This window comes from Pseudoxanthomonas sp. G3, assembly GCF_057654715.1.
Genome location: NZ_CM172805.1, coordinates 2,165,713 through 2,182,144, shown reverse-complemented (window position 1 = coordinate 2,182,144; position 16,432 = coordinate 2,165,713). Strand labels below are relative to the sequence as shown.

The following is a 16,432-nucleotide window of genomic DNA, read 5'->3' as shown; positions in this document are numbered from 1 at the left end:
GGACGCTCCGTCCGTGGCCATTGGCGCGCCCGTGTCTGCGAAACAGAACCTGATGGACCTGGACCGCGAGGGCCTGGAAAAATTCTTCGTCGGCACGCTCGGCGAACAGAAGTTCCGCGCGCACCAGGTGATGAAGTGGATCCACCACCGCTACGTCACCGATTTCGACCAGATGACCGATCTGGGCAAGAACCTGCGCGCGAAGCTGCAGGAACATGCCGAAGTCGTCGTGCCGCAGGTGGTGTTCGACAAGCCCTCGTCCGACGGCACCCACAAGTGGCTGCTGGGCATGGGCGTCGACGGCAAGAACGCCGTCGAAACCGTCTACATCCCCGACAAGAGTCGCGGGACGCTGTGCGTGTCGTCGCAGGTGGGCTGCGGGCTCAACTGCACGTTCTGCTCGACGGCCACGCAGGGCTTCAACCGTAACCTCACCACCGCCGAGATCATCGGCCAGGTGTGGGTCACGGCGCGCCATCTGGGCAACGTACCCGCGCAGAACCGCCGCCTAACCAACGTGGTGATGATGGGCATGGGCGAGCCGCTGCTGAATTTCGACAACGTCGTCCGCGCCATGAACATCATGCGCGACGACCTGGGCTATGGCCTGGCCAGTAAGCGCGTCACGCTATCGACATCCGGCCTCGTGCCGATGATCGACCGGCTGTCCACCGAGACCGACGTGTCGTTGGCGGTGTCCCTGCATGCGCCCAACGACGCGTTGCGCGAGCAACTGGTGCCGCTCAACAGGAAATACCCGATCGCCGAACTGATGGCGTCCTGCGTGCGCTACCTGCGTGCGAACAAGAAGCGCGATTCGGTGACGTTCGAATACACGCTAATGAAGGGCGTGAACGACCAGCCCGAGCATGCGCGACAGCTGGCGCAGCTGATGCGCAAGTTCAGCAACGCCGCACAGCTCAAGGACGCGGGCAAGGTCAATCTCATCCCCTTCAATCCGTTCCCGGGCACGCGCTACGAGCGCGCGCCGGAAGAAGACATCCGCGCCTTCCAGAAGTTGCTGCTCGATGCGCACGTGCTGACTATGGTCCGACGCACGCGCGGCGACGACATCGATGCAGCCTGCGGTCAGCTCAAGGGCCAGGTGATGGACCGGACGCGACGGCAGGCGGAGTTCCGCCGCCAACTGCAGGAACAGGGCATCGACGATGCGGCATAAGGCGGTCTGCCTGCTGCTGGTTCCCCTCCTGCTGGCGACGGCCTGCAGTCGACTCACCTTCGTCCGCCCCAAGATGGAACGGAAGGACGGCGAGCAGATTGCCCAGGATTACTCGGTCAAGGACAGTCCCGAGGTGAAGCGTCGCCAGTCGGTGCAGATGATGCTGTCGCGTTCGGTGCAGCGCCTGCAGGCGGGCGACCTGGATACCGCCGAGAAGGAAGCCCGTGCCGCGCTGAAACTGGCACCCGACTCGGCCGACGCCATGACCCTGCTGGCCGTCGTCGCGGATCGCCGTGGGCAGTCCGGCCCTGCTGGCGAACACTACCGCCGCGCCGCGGAGCTGGCTCCGGCGCAGGGCGCCATGCAGAACAATTACGGTACGTGGCTCTGCGCCAACGGCTTCGAGGCCGAGTCGCTCGTCTGGTTCGATCGTGCCGTGCGGGCGCCGGGATACGGCACTCCCGAAGTAGCGCTGGCCAATGCCGGCAACTGCGCCCTGGCTACCGGCCAGGCGGAGCGAGCGGAACGGGACCTGCGCCAGGCGCTTGCACGGGACGCGTCCAACACGACCGCGTTGGGCGCGATGGCCGAATTGGAATTCCGTCGACAGCAATACCTCTCGGCACGCGCCTTCATCGAGCGGAGGCTGGCGGCGGGACCGTCCTCCGTCGCAGTGTTGAAACTCGCATCACAGATCGAGGAAAGACTCGGCGACAAGGCCGCTGCCAGTCGATATGTTCAGCGCATTCGGGCGGAGTTCCCTGACGCGCGGGGCGTCACAACCGGGGGAAATGCAGGGCCATGATGGATACGGTAAGTGGGGGCATGCCGCAGGGGTGCGGCGATGCACTGCGGTCGGCGCGCGAGCGGGCCGGCCTGTCGATACAGGATGTCAGCCAGCGACTGAAGATGCCGCTCAAGGTGATCCAGGCCCTGGAAGCGGGGCATTGGGATCAGTCCGGCGGTGCCGTGTTCGTGCGCGGACAGCTGCGCAGCTACGGACGCTTGCTCAACGTGGACGTTGAGCCTTTCCTGCGCCAGGCGGAGACGTCGGTCGCGCCGCCGGCCGAGCTGGTCAGCCACGGCCACACGCCGCCGCTGCAGTATTTCTTCGAAAGTTTCAAACGCCGGGCCATTTACGTGGTGCTGACGGTGGTGATCGTGACGCCGATCTGGATGGCGCTGCGACCTGCCTCCGGACCCGCGCCGGAAGCCGCCACGGCCTCGCTGGATGTCGTACCGGAGGCGACGGGCACCGCACCGGAGGCGAGCGAATCCAACCGACCGGCAGCCCGCCCGCAGGCCGCGCCGATCGTTGCGTCGATGGCGCCTATGCCGCGCAGCGCCGCTCCGTGGTTGTCGTTGACGTTCAAGGGTGACAGCTGGGTCGAGATCGCTGCCCCCGATGGCCGCAAGCTGGAGCAGGCATTGGTCCGCGCGGGCGAGGAACGGCGATACGCACAGGGCGAAATCGGACGCATCAAACTGGGCGATGCCACGGCGGTCGAGGTTCAGCAAGCGGGGAGTACGGTGGATCTGGCGCCGTTCCAGCGAGCTAACGTCGCACGCTTTACGGTATCCTCTGAGGGTTCCCTCGCGCCGGTCGGTGACTGACCCGCGTACGGGTCTGTCCAACCTAGACCAAGACCCCGCATGAGACGGGGCAAGAGAGCGCATGGCGATTGACGATCTGCTCGACGAGCACGAACAAAGCGAACGCGTCCGCAGCTGGCTGAGGAACAACGGCGTCGGCCTGTTGGGCGGCGTGGCCCTGGGCCTGGCGGTGATCTTCGGCTGGCAGTGGTGGCAGAAAGGCCAGCAAGGCAAGCAGGAACAGGCTTACCAAGACTACCAGACGGCCGTTGAGGGGCTCGCGAAGGGCGATCTGAAGCAGGCAAAGACTTCGGTCGATGCGCTGGCCAAGGAAGAAGGGATCTACGCAGATGTCGCTGCCCTGCAGTTGGCCAAGGCGCAGGTGCAGGCGGGCGAGCGCGACGCCGCCATCCTCACGCTGCGCGGCGTGACCCCCGACGCATCGCTGCAACCGTTGGTCGACTTGCGCCTGGCGCGGCTGCTGATCGACAGCGGCAAGCACGACGAAGCACTCAAACTGCTCGACAAGGCAGACGACGCCTCCAGTCTGGAAGTGCGTGGGGATGCGCTGTTCGCGACCGGCAAGGCCAAGGAAGCGCAGGACGCCTACACGCGTGCCCTGACGACGCTGGACGTGGCCTCACCGCAGCGTCGCATCGTGGAACTGAAGCTCGTCCACGCAGGCGGCACCGTGCCCAAGACAGGGGGTGCTGCGTGAGCCGCTCGTCCAAGGCCATGACGATCCGTGTCCTGACCGCGGCCGTGCTGGTCCTCGCACTGGGTGGTTGCAGCACCCTCAAGGGCTGGTTTGGCGGCAAAGACAAGGCGGACGAGAAGCCGACCGAGCCCGCCGAGCTGGTGGACATCACCCCGGCTGTCAGCGTGGCCAAGATGTGGACTGCGAACGCCGGTAAGGGCGAGGAACGCCTGGGATTGCAACAGGTTCCCGTGGTCGAAGGTGGCCGGGTCTTCGCCGCCGCCGTGGAAGGCGGTGTGCGCGCCTTCGATCTCCAGACCGGCAAGCAGGTGTGGCAGTACAAGTCGGACCTGCGTTTGTCGGGTGGTCCCGGCGCCGGGCAGGGCTTGGTGGTGGTCGGCACGCTGGATGGGCAGGTGGTCGCCCTCGATGCGGCCACCGGTACCGAGAAATGGCAGGTCAAGGTGCCCAACGAAGTGATCGCCGCGCCCGCGATCGCGCAGGGTCTGGTGTTCGTTCGTACCAACGATGGCCGGGTGTCCGCGCTGAGCGCGGAGACGGGCGAGCGTCGCTGGTTCTGGACGCATGAACTCCCCAGCCTCACGGTGCGCGGCAATGCGCCGGTCGTGGTAGGCCCGGGCGTCCTGTTCGCGGGTAGCGATGATGGCACGTTGACGGCGCTGTCGGCCAACGACGGTCGGCCGCTGTGGACGCAGACCGTCGGCACGCCCGAAGGCCGTAGCGAGCTGGAACGCATGGCCGATGTGGACGGTGCACCGGTCCTTGAAGGCACCACGGTGTTCGCGACCAGCTTCAAGAAAGAAACCATCGCTATCGAAGGCCCCTCTGGCCGTCCGCTCTGGAAGCGCGAGAACGGCGGCGTGGGCGGTCTGGCGGTGACGAGCAGCGCGGTGCTGGTGTCGGATCCGGCGGGTACCGTCTGGGCGCTGGACAAGTACAGCGGCGGTTCGCTGTGGTCCAACACCACGCTGGCGCGACGTTCGGTAACCGCCCCGACGATCCATGGCGATTACGCCGTGGTGGGCGACTACGACGGCTACCTGCACTGGTTGAAGACCGACAACGGCGAGATCGTGGGTCGTGCCCGCGTGGGTGGCAAGGCCATCCGGGGCAAGCCGGTCGTGGCCGATGGCATCTTGATCGTCCAGGACGTGGAAGGCGGTCTGACGGCCTTCGGCTTCAAGTAATACACCTGCCGGGGCGGCATCCCGCACCCCTGGCCGGATCGGAAAAGGGCCGCCTCGTCGGCCCTTTTTCGCGGGCGCGGCCCAATTCCGATACCATGGCGCGCCTTTGCCGCGCCGCTTCGCGCGCCCCGGCGCCCCGCGGCCGCTTCGTACGGCGCCGCACCTCTTCTCTGGTTGCCTCTCCATGTTGCCCCTCGTAGCCCTGGTCGGTCGTCCCAACGTCGGCAAGTCCACTTTGTTCAATGCGCTGACCCGCAGCCGCGACGCCCTGGTCCACGACCAGCCCGGCGTGACCCGCGATCGCAATTACGGTGTCTGCCGCCTGGATGAGGAGGCCCCGTTCCTGGTGGTGGACACGGGCGGTATCGCCGGCGAAGAAGAGGGGCTGGCGGGCGCGACCGCACGGCAGGCGCGCGCCGCCGCCGAGGAGGCCGACCTCGTCCTGTTCATCGTCGACGGCCGCGAAGGCGCCTCCGCGCTGGACGATGAAATCCTGGCCTGGTTGCGCAAGACCGCGCGTCCGACGCTGCTGGTCATCAACAAGATCGACGGCATCAACGAAACCACAGCCCTGGCGGATTTCGCCCGCTACGGCTTTTCCGATGCCACGACCATTTCGGCTTCGCATCGGCAGGGCATCGACGACCTGCTGGCCGAAGTGCATGCACGGCTCCCCGAGGAAGGAAGCGGCGAGGCGCTGGACCAAGACCCCGCGCGCATGCGCGTGGCCTTCGTCGGCCGTCCGAACGTCGGCAAGTCCACCCTGGTGAACCGCCTGCTGGGCGAAGAGCGGATGATCGCGTCCGAGGTGCCCGGCACCACGCGCGATTCCATCGCGGTCGACATGGAGCGCGATGGTCGCCAGTACCGCCTGATCGATACCGCCGGCCTGCGTCGCAAGGGCAAGGTGGAAGAGGCGGTCGAGAAGTTCAGCGTGGTCAAGACGCTGCAGGCCATCGAACAGTGCCAGGTGGCGGTGCTGCTGCTGGATGCCACCGAAGGCGTCACCGACCAGGACGCGACCGTGTTGGGCGCCGTGCTGGATGCCGGTCGCGCGCTGGTCGTGGCGATCAACAAGTGGGACGGCCTGACCGCGTACCAGCGCGAGCAAGCGGAGGCATTGCTGGCCCGCAAGCTCGGCTTCGTGGAATGGGCGGAAGCGGTCCGGATCTCGGCGCTGCACGGTTCAGGCCTGCGCGAATTGTTCAAGGCGATCCACCGCGCCCACGCCTCGGCCACCAAGGAATTCGGCACCAGCGAAGTCAACAAGGCGCTGGAGATCGCCTACGAGACCAATCCGCCGCCGAGCATCCGCGGCCACGTGTCCAAATTGCGCTACGTGCATCCGGGCGGCGCCAATCCGCCGACCTTCATCGTGCATGGCACGCGCCTGAAGGTGCTGCCGGAGTCGTACAAGCGTTACCTCGAGAACTTCTTCCGCAAGCGTTTCAAGCTGGTCGGCACGCCTGTGCGCTTCATCTTCCGGGAGGGTGCCAACCCTTACGAAGGCAAGAAGAACGTGCTGACCGAGAAACAGATCGCCAAGAAGCGCCGCCTGATCCGGCACGTCAAGCGCGGCAAGTGAGCGCCTACCCCTCCCGCATCGCCGTCGATGAGGCCATCGCGCTGGTCCGGGAAGTGGCGCAGGCACGTCGGACGGGCAGCGAGTCGCTCGCGTTCAACCGCGCTGGCGGCCGCGTCCTCGCGGAGGCCGTGAAAGCCCCGATCGATCTGCCCTCGTTCGACAACAGCCGGATGGACGGCGTCGCGTTCGCGCATGCCAGCCTGGCAGCGGACGGCACCACCTGGCTGCGCTTGATCGGCGAGCAGTACGCAGGCGTTCTGCACGGGCTCCGTGTCGGGCCAGGCGAGTGCGTCCGCATCACCACCGGCGCTCCGTTGCCCGAGGGCACCGATACGGTGGCGATACGGGAAGACATCGTCGAACGCGATGGCGGCATCGACATCCCCTCAGGCCTGCATGCGGGCGCGGACGTGCGCCGCGCCGGCGAGGACGTGCGCGCGGGGACCGAGGTGCTGCGTACAGGACAGGTGCTGACCCCCGCGCGGATCGGCTTGGCCGCCGCGTTGGGGGTGCCGACCCTGACGGTGGCGCGACGGCCGACGGTGGCCGTATTCACCACGGGCGACGAACTGGTGGAGCCCGGCATGCCGGTGTTGCCCGGACAGGTCTACAACAGCAACCGTGACCTGCTGATGGGGTTGTTGCGCGCCGAGGGCCTGGAACCCACCGCGTGGCCCACGTTGCCGGATGATCCGCAGCGCATGCAGGTGATGCTGTCGGACGCCGCATCCGCGTTCGACGTCGTGATCACCAGCGGCGGCGTATCGGCGGGCCAGAAGGACCATCTTCCCGGCCTGCTGGAGACCCACGGGCGCATCGCATTCTGGAAAGTGCGGATGAAGCCGGGCATGCCCGTGCTGTTCGGCGAATGGGATCGCGCCCTGTTCCTCTGCCTGCCCGGCAATCCGGTGTCGACCCTGGCCACGTTCCTGACCCTGGGGCGCGCGCTGCTGGATGGGCTGCAGGGGCGGGATGATCCGCGACCGGCCTGGCAGGCACGCCTGGGCAGCGCCTGGCGCAAGGGGCACGCGCGGTTCGAGTTCCTGCGCGGCCATCTGGCAGCGGACGGCCAGGGCGGGCTACGGGTAGCGCCGCATGCCGACGACGCGTCCCACCAGTTGCGCGCTGCCGCGGACAGCAACGCCCTGATCGTGTTGCCGGAAGGCGAGCGCGACTACGCCGAAGGCGATGTCGTCGACGTCCTGCCGTACTGAGGCGACAGCGCGTTCCAGCCGGAGCGGCGCCATCGTGCGTGCGGTGCGTGATAATCACGCCATGCCGATTCGAGACCTTCCCCCCGCCGACGTCGCCCAGTGGCTGGCGGATGGCGCGCTCTTCATCGATGTGCGCGAAGACCACGAGCGTGCCAGCGGACAGGCCGAAGGCGCGCAGGGCATCCGAAAGGCGGACCTGCTGGCCGAACCGGCGCGCCATCTCCCCGACCGCGACGCGCCGGTCGTCCTGATCTGCCAGAAAGGCGGCCGTTCGATGGACGCCGCGCTCGCGCTCGAAGCGGCCGGCTACACGCGTCTGGCTTCCGTCACCGGCGGCACGTCGCGCTGGCAGGAGGAAGGGCGCCCGACCGTGCGCCCGGAGCTGCCTGCCGAGGCGAGGGATTTCAACGAGCGCTACTCGCGCCACCTACTGTTGCCGGAAGTCGGCGTGGAAGGGCAGCGACGGCTCGAGGGTTCGCGGGTGCTGATGATCGGTGCCGGTGGCCTCGGATCGCCGGCCGCGTTCTACCTCGCCGCCGCGGGCGTGGGCTATCTGCGCATTGCCGACGACGACGTCGTGGACCGCAGCAACCTGCAGCGGCAGATCCTGCACACCGAAGCGCGCATCGGTGCGCCGAAGGTGGTCTCGGCCCAGACCACACTCGGCGCCCTCAATCCGCGCACGCAGGTCGAAGCGGTGCAGGCGCGGGTCACGTCCGAGAATGTGGAGCAGCTGCTGGAAGGCGTGGACGTCGTGCTCGACGGCGCGGACAACTTTCCCGTGCGCTACCTGCTCAACGATGCCTGCGTGAAGCTGCGGATCCCGCTGGTGTACGGCGCGGTGCAACGGTTCGAAGGGCAGGTGAGCGTGTTCGATGCCGGCCGCCATCGCGGCGAACAGCCCTGCTACCGCTGCCTATTCCCCGAACCACCGCCACCCGAGTTCGCACCCAATTGCGCCGAAGCGGGCGTGCTGGGCGTGCTGCCAGGTGTGATCGGCCTGCTGCAGGCGACGGAAGTCGTGAAGCTCCTGCTCGGCATTGGGGAACCGCTATCGGGTCGCCTGCTCCAGTTCGATGCACTGGCCATGCGTTTCCGCGAGACGCGGTTGCGGCACGACCCGGATTGCGTCGTCTGCGCCAAGGGCAAGGATTTTCCGGGATACATCGACTACGCGGCGTTCTGCCGTGCGGGCTAGCGCAGGCGGGCGCGCACTAGCGGTCTCGGAACCGCATCCAGCGATCGGCCGTGCGGCTGAAACGATCGCGCGCATTACATCCGGTAGACTCGCGGCATGAGTGCAGAATCCGGTGCCAGCCAACTGGTAAGTGTCGTCGCCCTGCTGGGCGCGGCGGTGGTGACGGTGCCGATCTTCCGGCGCCTGGGCCTGGGCTCGGTGCTGGGTTACCTGGCCGCCGGCCTCGCGATCGGTCCGTTCGGCCTGAAATGGTTCAACGATCCGCAGTCCATCCTGCACGTCGCCGAGCTGGGCGTGGTGATGTTCCTGTTCGTCATCGGTTTGGAGATGCGGCCCAGCCACCTGTGGAGCCTGCGCAAGCAGATCTTCGGCCTGGGCGCGCTGCAGATCACGGTGTGTACGGTGCTTCTGACCGGCGTGGGGCTGGCGTTCGGCTATCCGCTGGCCGTGTCGTTCATCGGCGGCATGGGCTTTGTGCTGACCTCCACGGCGGTGGTGATGCAGCTGCTGACGGAGCGAGGCGATGTCGCCTTGCCGCACGGGCAGAAGGTCGTTTCCATCCTGCTGTTCGAAGACCTGTTGATCGTGCCGCTGCTGGTGCTGGTCGCCTTCATGTCGCCCCAGGTCGTGCAACCGGAGGAAGGGTCGCGCTGGGTCGCTATCGGTATCGGCGTGGCCTCGCTCGCCGGCCTGATCGCGGCGGGCATCTGGCTGCTCAATCCCTTGTTCCGGGTGCTGGCGGCGGCGAAGGCGCGCGAAGTGATGACCGCGGCCGCACTGCTCGTGGTGCTGGGCGCGGCGCTGCTGATGCAGCTGGGCGGCCTGTCGATGGCGATGGGCGCCTTCCTCGCTGGTGTTTTGCTGTCCGAATCGACGTTCCGGCACCAGATCGAGGCCGATATCGAGCCGTTCCGCGGCATCCTGCTGGGCCTGTTCTTCCTTGGCGTGGGCATGGCGCTCGATCTGGGCGTGGTGGCGAACAACTGGCCGCTGATCGTCGGCGCCGTGCTGGCAATGATGATGGTTAAGGCGCTCTGCATCTATGTGGTGGCGCGGGTGACGCGCAGCCCGCATGCTGAAGCGCTGGACCGCGCGGTGCTGATGGCGCAGGGCGGCGAATTCGCGTTCGTCCTGTTCGCCGCGGCCGCAGCGGCGGGCATCATCGATGCCACCGTCAATGCCAACCTCACTGCCATCGTGGTGGTGTCGATGGCGCTGACGCCGCTGTTCGTCCTGTTGCTGCGCCGCTTCACCCATCCCGATGCGCCCTCGATGGAAGGGATCGAAGAGGCCAAAGGCCTGAGCGGAAGTGTGCTGATCATCGGCTTCGGCCGCTTCGGCCAGGTGATGAGCCAGTCGCTGCTGGCGCGCGACGTGGACGTGACCATCATCGATACCGACATCGAGATGATCCGCAGTGCCGAGGAGTTCGGTTTCAAGATCTACTACGGCGACGGCACGCGCCTGGACGTGCTGCGCGCTTGCGGCGCGCAAACGGCGCAATCCATCGCGATCTGCATCGACAACAAGGAAGCGGCGAGCCGGATCGTCGAGCTGGTGAAGCACGAGTTCCCGCAGGCGCAGGTGCTGGTGCGCTCGTTCGACCGCGAACATTCGCTGGCCCTGATCGGGGCCGGGGTCGACTACCAGATCCGCGAGACGTTCGAGTCCGCCGTGGAGTTCGGCAAGGCGGCGCTGATGAGCGTGGGCATCTCGCGCGAGGACGCGGAGACGATTGCCTTGGAGATCCGTCGGCGTGATGCCGAGCGCCTGGAGCTGGAGATCGCCGGCGGCGACCTGCGCTCCGGCATCCCGGCGCTGTACGGCAACGCCAAGCACACCAAGCCCACGCCGACGCCGTTCACGAAGCCCAAGCGCGAGGCCAAGGCGCTGAACGAGGAAGCCGCCGAGATCATCGGTGAGGAAGAAGAGGAATAGCCGGCGCGCTCAGTCTGCGTCGGCCTCGAGGAAGGCCTGGATGGCAGGCCAGTACGCCGGATCCAGCGACAGGTCGTCGTGGCCGGCACGCGGGAAATCCAGCACCGTGGCCGGGCCCTTGAAGGCGGCCAGCAGCCGGTCCGTATTCGGCGGCGGCACCACGGTGTCGCGCCCCGCGCGCAGGACCAGCAGCGCGCCGCGGTGACGCGGCAGCCGCGCTGCCGAGTCGTAGCGATCGTGGAGCAGCAGGCGGACCGGGAACATCGGGTAGTGCGCCTGCGCGACCGCGGCCAGGCTGTCGAACGGCGTCACCAGGATCAGCGCTGGCACCTCGCGCTCGGCCGCGACATGGGTCGCCACGGCGCTGCCCAAGCTGCGCCCGGCCACGGCGACCCGGCCATCGGGGTGCCGCCTCACCACTTCGTCGTGCAAGGCCAAGGCATCCGCGAGCAGTGCGGGTTCCGTCGGCGTGCCATCGCTGGCGCCGTAGCCGCGGTAGGCCACGAGATAGACCGTGTGCGAGGGCAGGGCGTGCGCGAAGGCGTCCCGGTTGGCGTCTACGGATTCGGCATTGCCACCGAAGTACACCAGCGCTTCCGCGCGGCCGGGGTTGATCACCCAACCGCGCAGCACGGCGTCCGGGCGTGTCAGCGAAAAGTCCGTGTGGCCCGCATCGACCCGCGTGAACTGCGGGTAGTAGATCAGGCGTCGTTGCTGCACATACAGCAGGACGCACAGGGCGAGGTAGGTGGCGAGAAGGGCGCCTGCAATCCAGGCGAGCATCCGTCGCGCCCTAGCCATGCCGTTCCTGCGCCGCCTTGAACGCGGCGAGCTGCTCCGGTGTTGCTTCGCGCTGGTGGCGCGCCTTCCACTGGGCGAATGGCATGCCGTAGATGCGCTCGCGTGCCTGTTCCTTGTCCATCGGCACTCCCGCGGCGTCGGCGGCATCCTTGTACCAATCGGCGAGGCAGTTGCGGCAAAAGCCCGCAAGGATCATCAGATCGATGTTCTGCACATCGGTGCGGGTCTCGTTGAGGTGCTGGAGCAGGCGGCGGAAGGCGGCGGCTTCGAGGGCGGTGGTGTCGGTCATGGGGTCGGGATTCGGACGCGGGTCGCGCGGGGGTAGGGGAATCGGGGACAATACGCGCCGACTCTACACCCCACGTTCCCATGACTGCCCGAATCCTGGACGGCCGCCGCATCGCCGAAGACCTGCTGGACGAACTCAAGGTCCGGGTGGACGCGCGTGTGGCCCGCGGCCAGGCACGGCCCGGGCTGGCGGTGGTGCTGGTGGGAGGCGATCCCGCATCGACCGTCTACGTGCGCAACAAGCGCCGGGCGGCGGAGAAGGTCGGCATCGAGGCCTTCGATTACGACCTGCCGGCCGGTACATCCGAGGCGCAGCTGCTTGCCCTGATCGACCAGTTGAATGCGGATCCCAAGATCCACGGCATCCTGATCCAGCTGCCGCTGCCGGGGATTCCCGATGCGAGCCGGCTGATCGAACGCATCGATCCGCGCAAGGATGTGGACGGCTTCCACCCGGCCAACGTGGGCCACCTGGCCCTGCGCCAGTTCGGCCTGCGTCCGTGCACGCCACGCGGCATCACCACGCTGCTGGGTTACACGGATCAGCCCGTGCGGGGCCGCAACGCCACCATCGTGGGCGTGAGCAACCACGTGGGCCGTCCGATGGCGCTGGAGCTGTTGATCGCCGGCTGCACGGTCACCAGCTGCCACAAGTTCACCCCTCGCGAGGTGCTGCAGGCCCGGGTTGGCGACGCCGACATCCTGGTGGTGGCGGCCGGCAAGCCGGGCCTGATTCCCGGGGAGTGGGTGAAGCCGGGAGCCGTGGTCATCGATGTGGGCATCAACCGGCTCGACGACGGCCGTCTGGTCGGCGATGTGGGCTTTGATGCGGCCGCGCAGCGGGCCAGCTGGATCACCCCGGTCCCGGGCGGCGTGGGGCCGATGACAGTGGCCACGCTGATGCAGAACACCCTGGAAGCGGCCGAAGCGGGTGCCTGAGCAATGTTCTGCCCGGTTGTGGGAGCGACGTAAGTCGCGATGAAGCGCCCGGATTGCCCGATCGCGACTTACGTCGCTCCCACACCTGCGCATGGACGAGCCGGGAAAGCATCGTTCCAACTGCGCAGGCAGCCGGAAGCCCCGCTGATCAGGGTATAATGCCGCGCTTCCCCAACTATCCGGGCCCGCCGATGCTGCGCATCCAGGCTGAAGCACTGACGTACGACGACGTCTCCCTCGTCCCCGCCCACTCCACCGTCCTGCCCAAGGACGTCAACCTGGAGACGCGCCTCACGCGCGACCTGCGGCTGAAGTTGCCGATCGTCTCGGCCGCCATGGATACCGTCACCGAGGCCCGCCTGGCCATCGCCATGGCCCAACTGGGCGGCATCGGCATCCTGCACAAGAACCTGACCGTGGAACAGCAGGCCGCCGAAGTGGCCAAGGTCAAGAAGTTCGAAGCCGGCGTCATCAAGGAGCCCTTTACCGTCGGGCCCGAAACGACGATTGCCGAAGTGCTCAAGCTCACCCGCGCCCGCAACATCTCCGGCGTACCAGTCGTCGATGGTGGCCAGCTGGTTGGCATCGTGACCAGCCGCGACATGCGCTTCGAGACGAAGCTGGACGATCCGGTTCGCCACATCATGACCAAGAAGGATCGCCTGATCACCGTGCGCGAAGGCGCCAGCGACGGCGAAGTGCTTCAACTGCTGCACAAGCACCGCATCGAGAAGGTGCTGGTCGTCAACGACGGTTTCGAACTGCGCGGCCTGATCACCGTCAAGGACATCCAGAAGAAGACCGACAACCCCAACGCCGCCAAGGACAGCGCCAGCCGCCTGATGGTGGGCGCGGCCGTCGGCGTCGGTGGCGATACCGAGCAGCGCGTCGAAGCGCTGGTCGCGGCCGGCGTGGACGTGATCATCGTCGATACCGCGCATGGCCACTCGCAGGGCGTGCTGGACCGCGTCAGCTGGGTCAAGAAGCGCTTCCCGTCGCTGCAGATCATTGGCGGCAACATCGTCACGGGCGACGCCGCGCTGGCCTTGATGGACGCCGGCGCGGACGCAGTGAAGGTCGGCGTCGGCCCGGGTTCGATCTGCACCACCCGCATGGTGGCGGGCGTGGGCGTGCCGCAGGTTACCGCGATCGACATGGTCGCCGAGGCGCTGCAGGACCGCATCCCGCTGATCGCAGACGGTGGCATCCGTTATTCGGGCGACATCGGCAAGGCGATCGCCGCAGGCGCGTCCACGGTGATGATCGGCGGCCTGTTCGCCGGCACCGAGGAAGCCCCGGGCGAAGTCGAGCTGTTCCAGGGCCGCAGCTACAAGAGCTACCGCGGCATGGGCAGCCTGGGCGCGATGGAGAAGGGCTCCAAGGACCGCTATTTCCAGGACGCCAGCGACGCCGACAAGCTGGTGCCGGAAGGCATCGAAGGCCGCGTCCCGTACCGCGGATCGGTCGGCGGCATCATCCACCAGTTGGTCGGCGGCCTGCGCGCCACCATGGGCTACGTGGGCTGCGCCACCATCGAGGACATGCGCAGCAAGCCGAAGTTCGTGGTCATCACCGGCGCAGGCCAGCGCGAGAGCCACGTGCACGACGTGCAGATCACCAAGGAACCACCGAACTACCGGATGGGGTGAGGCGAAGGAGTGAGGGAAGAGGAGTGAGGAGTGAGAGAAAGCTCCGACACTCCTCTCCTCTTTCCGGCCCCCGCTTTTTGCTCACTCCTCACTCCTCGCCACTCACTTCTCGCTCCATGACCAACATCCACACCGACAAGATCCTCATCCTCGACTTCGGCGCGCAGTACACGCAGCTGATCGCCCGCCGCATCCGTGAGATCGGCGTCTATTGCGAAATCTGGGCGTGGGACCACGACCCGGAAGAAATCGCGAAGTTCGGGGCGAAGGGCATCATCCTGTCGGGCGGGCCGGAGTCCACCACGCAGCACGGCGCTCCGAAGGCGCCGCAGCAGGTCTTCGACAGCGGTCTGCCGATCCTGGGCATTTGCTACGGCATGCAAACGCTGGCCGCGCAATTGGGCGGCGCGACGGAAGCCGCCGATGCACGCGAGTTCGGCCATGCCGAAGTGCAGCTGGTCGCGCACGACGCCCTGCTGGGTGGACTGAGCGACCACCAGGGCGCGCCGCGCATCGACGTGTGGATGAGCCATGGCGACCATGTCGCCATGGCGCCGCCGGGCTGGACGATCACCGCCACCACCGACCGCATCCCGGTCGCGGCGATGGCGTTGGAAGAGAAGCGCTGGTACGGCGTGCAGTTCCATCCGGAAGTCACCCACACCAAGCAGGGCCAGACGCTGCTGCGCCGCTTCGTGTCAGAGATCTGCGGCTGCAAGACGCTGTGGACGGCGGCCAACATCATCGAGGACCAGATCGCTCGTGTGCGCGAGCAGGTCGGTTCGGATGAGGTCATCCTCGGTCTGTCCGGCGGCGTCGATTCGTCCGTGGTCGCGGCGCTGCTGCACAAGGCAATCGGCGAGCAGCTCACCTGCGTGTTCGTCGACACCGGCCTGCTGCGCTGGCAGGAAGGCGACCAGGTGATGGCGATGTTCGCCGAGCACATGGGCGTGAAGGTCGTGCGCGTGAACGCCGCGGACCGCTACTTCAAGGCGCTGGAAGGCGTCGCCGATCCGGAAGCCAAGCGCAAGATCATCGGCAACCTGTTTGTCGAGATCTTCGAAGAAGAGTCGAACAAGCTCAAGAACGCCAAGTGGCTGGCGCAGGGCACGATCTACCCGGACGTGATCGAGTCCGCCGGCAGCAAGACCGGCAAGGCGCACGTCATCAAGAGCCACCATAACGTCGGTGGCTTGCCCGAGCACATGAAGCTGGGATTGGTGGAGCCGTTGCGTGAGCTGTTCAAGGACGAAGTGCGTCGCCTCGGCGTCGAGCTCGGCCTGCCACGTACGATGGTTTACCGCCATCCGTTCCCGGGCCCGGGTCTGGGCGTACGCATCCTGGGCGAAGTGAAGCCCGAGTACGCCGAGCTGCTGGCCAAGGCCGATGCGATCTTCATCGACGAACTGCGCAAGGCCGATCTGTACGACAAGACCTCGCAGGCGTTCGCGGTCTTCCTGCCCGTGAAATCGGTAGGCGTGGTCGGTGATGCGCGCGCCTACGAGTGGGTGATCGCGCTGCGCGCGGTCGAGACCATCGACTTCATGACCGCGCACTGGGCGCACCTGCCGTATGAGTTCCTCGGCACCGTGTCCAACCGCATCATCAACGAGCTGCGCGGCATCTCGCGCGTGGTCTACGACATCTCGGGCAAGCCGCCGGCCACCATCGAGTGGGAGTAAGCGGTCAAGGTGTGTTGCTTGTAGACGATCCGGCTCCCGTTCGGTTCGTGGTGAGCCTGTCGAACCGCGCTCTTGGAGCTGAACCCGGAGCAGAGCGATGCAGTGTTGGGTTTACATGCTCGAATGCGCGGATGGTTCCTACTACGTAGGCCAGACCGACTGCCTTGAGAAGCGAATTGCCCAGCATCATGCGGGCGACGTGCCCGGGTGCTATACGTTCAAGCGCCGACCATTGACCCTGGTCTGGTCGCAGGAGTTTCCGACCCGTATGGAGGCCCTTGCGACTGAAAGACAGATCAAGGGGTGGAGCAGGGCAAAGAAGCAGGCCTTGATCGCCAACGACTGGCTCAAACTCAGTGGGCTGGCCAGGGGACGGGCGCAAGTTCAAGAGTTCTTGGGCGGAATGCCTGAAATCGCGTCATCGCGCGAAGGGCGTGGTTCGACAGGCTCACCACGAACG

At 66.9% G+C, this 16,432-nt stretch carries 14 protein-coding genes and 1 pseudogene; 13 read left to right on the top strand and 2 right to left on the bottom strand.

What is annotated here, in order from left to right:
• Window positions 1–52 precede the first annotated feature (52 nt).
• The 9 genes from rlmN (at window position 53) to AC23D6_RS10335 (ending at window position 10,613) form a co-directional block, all read left to right on the top strand.
• Window positions 53–1,180, top strand: coding sequence for a dual-specificity RNA methyltransferase RlmN (gene rlmN, locus AC23D6_RS10375; RefSeq protein ID WP_487752614.1), 1,128 nt, complete (start codon window positions 53–55; stop codon window positions 1,178–1,180).
• On the top strand, window positions 1,170–1,985 hold the full coding sequence (pilW, locus tag AC23D6_RS10370; RefSeq protein WP_487749197.1) for a type IV pilus biogenesis/stability protein PilW: 816 nt from the start codon (window positions 1,170–1,172) through the stop codon (window positions 1,983–1,985). The genes rlmN and pilW overlap by 11 nt, the downstream gene beginning before the upstream one ends.
• On the top strand, window positions 1,982–2,794 hold the full coding sequence (locus AC23D6_RS10365; protein WP_487749196.1) for a RodZ domain-containing protein: 813 nt from the start codon (window positions 1,982–1,984) through the stop codon (window positions 2,792–2,794). The genes pilW and AC23D6_RS10365 overlap by 4 nt, the downstream gene beginning before the upstream one ends.
• Before the next feature lie 61 nt (window positions 2,795–2,855).
• The gene (locus tag AC23D6_RS10360; RefSeq protein ID WP_487749195.1) at window positions 2,856–3,491 is read left to right on the top strand and encodes a YfgM family protein; all 636 of its coding nucleotides are present in this window, start codon (window positions 2,856–2,858) and stop codon (window positions 3,489–3,491) included.
• Between the two features lie 17 nt (window positions 3,492–3,508).
• Window positions 3,509–4,678 (top strand): outer membrane protein assembly factor BamB, encoded by a 1,170-nt coding sequence (gene bamB / locus AC23D6_RS10355; protein ID WP_487752613.1) that lies wholly within the window; start codon window positions 3,509–3,511, stop codon window positions 4,676–4,678.
• Between the two features lie 184 nt (window positions 4,679–4,862).
• A complete protein-coding gene (gene der, locus AC23D6_RS10350; RefSeq protein ID WP_487749194.1) occupies window positions 4,863–6,263 on the top strand; it encodes a ribosome biogenesis GTPase Der in 1,401 nt (466 codons plus the stop codon).
• Window positions 6,260–7,477 carry a molybdopterin molybdotransferase MoeA gene (locus tag AC23D6_RS10345; RefSeq protein ID WP_487749193.1) on the top strand — a complete coding sequence of 406 codons (1,218 nt, stop codon included), beginning with the start codon at window positions 6,260–6,262 and terminating at the stop codon, window positions 7,475–7,477. The genes der and AC23D6_RS10345 overlap by 4 nt, the downstream gene beginning before the upstream one ends.
• Before the next feature lie 61 nt (window positions 7,478–7,538).
• Window positions 7,539–8,675 carry a molybdopterin-synthase adenylyltransferase MoeB gene (moeB, locus tag AC23D6_RS10340; RefSeq protein WP_487749192.1) on the top strand — a complete coding sequence of 379 codons (1,137 nt, stop codon included), beginning with the start codon at window positions 7,539–7,541 and terminating at the stop codon, window positions 8,673–8,675.
• 96 nt (window positions 8,676–8,771) lie between these two features.
• Window positions 8,772–10,613 carry a monovalent cation:proton antiporter-2 (CPA2) family protein gene (locus tag AC23D6_RS10335; protein WP_487749191.1) on the top strand — a complete coding sequence of 614 codons (1,842 nt, stop codon included), beginning with the start codon at window positions 8,772–8,774 and terminating at the stop codon, window positions 10,611–10,613.
• Between the two features lie 9 nt (window positions 10,614–10,622).
• Here AC23D6_RS10335 and AC23D6_RS10330 read toward each other — a convergent pair whose 3' ends face one another.
• Window positions 10,623–11,396, bottom strand: a complete 774-nt coding sequence (locus tag AC23D6_RS10330) for an alpha/beta hydrolase (protein ID WP_487749190.1) — start codon at window positions 11,394–11,396, stop codon at window positions 10,623–10,625.
• Between the two features lie 10 nt (window positions 11,397–11,406).
• Window positions 11,407–11,703, bottom strand: a complete 297-nt coding sequence (locus AC23D6_RS10325; RefSeq protein WP_487749189.1) for a DUF1244 domain-containing protein — start codon at window positions 11,701–11,703, stop codon at window positions 11,407–11,409.
• Between the two features lie 80 nt (window positions 11,704–11,783).
• Here AC23D6_RS10325 and folD point away from each other — a divergent pair, with 80 nt between their 5' ends.
• The 4 genes and pseudogenes from folD to AC23D6_RS10305 all read left to right on the top strand — a co-directional run.
• A complete protein-coding gene (folD, locus tag AC23D6_RS10320) occupies window positions 11,784–12,641 on the top strand; it encodes a bifunctional methylenetetrahydrofolate dehydrogenase/methenyltetrahydrofolate cyclohydrolase FolD (protein ID WP_487749188.1) in 858 nt (285 codons plus the stop codon).
• A gap of 191 nt (window positions 12,642–12,832) precedes the next feature.
• Complete coding sequence (gene guaB, locus AC23D6_RS10315; RefSeq protein WP_487752612.1) at window positions 12,833–14,290, top strand: IMP dehydrogenase; 1,458 nt, start codon at window positions 12,833–12,835, stop codon at window positions 14,288–14,290.
• A gap of 116 nt (window positions 14,291–14,406) precedes the next feature.
• Window positions 14,407–15,972 carry a glutamine-hydrolyzing GMP synthase gene (gene guaA, locus AC23D6_RS10310; RefSeq protein ID WP_487749187.1) on the top strand — a complete coding sequence of 522 codons (1,566 nt, stop codon included), beginning with the start codon at window positions 14,407–14,409 and terminating at the stop codon, window positions 15,970–15,972.
• Between the two features lie 97 nt (window positions 15,973–16,069).
• Window positions 16,070–16,234, top strand: a pseudogene (locus AC23D6_RS10305) (GIY-YIG nuclease family protein); the annotation flags it as partial.
• Between the last annotated feature and the right edge of the window lie 198 nt (window positions 16,235–16,432).

Coding starts and splice junctions, on each gene's coding strand:
- der (WP_487749194.1), top strand. CDS start 4,863: ATGTTGCCCCTCGTAGCCCTGGTCGGTCGTCCCAACGTCGGCAAGTCC.
- guaA (WP_487749187.1), top strand. CDS start 14,407: ATGACCAACATCCACACCGACAAGATCCTCATCCTCGACTTCGGCGCG.
- AC23D6_RS10360 (WP_487749195.1), top strand. CDS start 2,856: ATGGCGATTGACGATCTGCTCGACGAGCACGAACAAAGCGAACGCGTC.
- AC23D6_RS10325 (WP_487749189.1), bottom strand. CDS start 11,703: ATGACCGACACCACCGCCCTCGAAGCCGCCGCCTTCCGCCGCCTGCTC.
- AC23D6_RS10365 (WP_487749196.1), top strand. CDS start 1,982: ATGATGGATACGGTAAGTGGGGGCATGCCGCAGGGGTGCGGCGATGCA.
- AC23D6_RS10330 (WP_487749190.1), bottom strand. CDS start 11,396: ATGCTCGCCTGGATTGCAGGCGCCCTTCTCGCCACCTACCTCGCCCTG.
- folD (WP_487749188.1), top strand. CDS start 11,784: ATGACTGCCCGAATCCTGGACGGCCGCCGCATCGCCGAAGACCTGCTG.
- bamB (WP_487752613.1), top strand. CDS start 3,509: ATGACGATCCGTGTCCTGACCGCGGCCGTGCTGGTCCTCGCACTGGGT.
- moeB (WP_487749192.1), top strand. CDS start 7,539: ATGCCGATTCGAGACCTTCCCCCCGCCGACGTCGCCCAGTGGCTGGCG.
- guaB (WP_487752612.1), top strand. CDS start 12,833: ATGCTGCGCATCCAGGCTGAAGCACTGACGTACGACGACGTCTCCCTC.
- pilW (WP_487749197.1), top strand. CDS start 1,170: ATGCGGCATAAGGCGGTCTGCCTGCTGCTGGTTCCCCTCCTGCTGGCG.
- AC23D6_RS10335 (WP_487749191.1), top strand. CDS start 8,772: ATGAGTGCAGAATCCGGTGCCAGCCAACTGGTAAGTGTCGTCGCCCTG.
- rlmN (WP_487752614.1), top strand. CDS start 53: ATGGACCTGGACCGCGAGGGCCTGGAAAAATTCTTCGTCGGCACGCTC.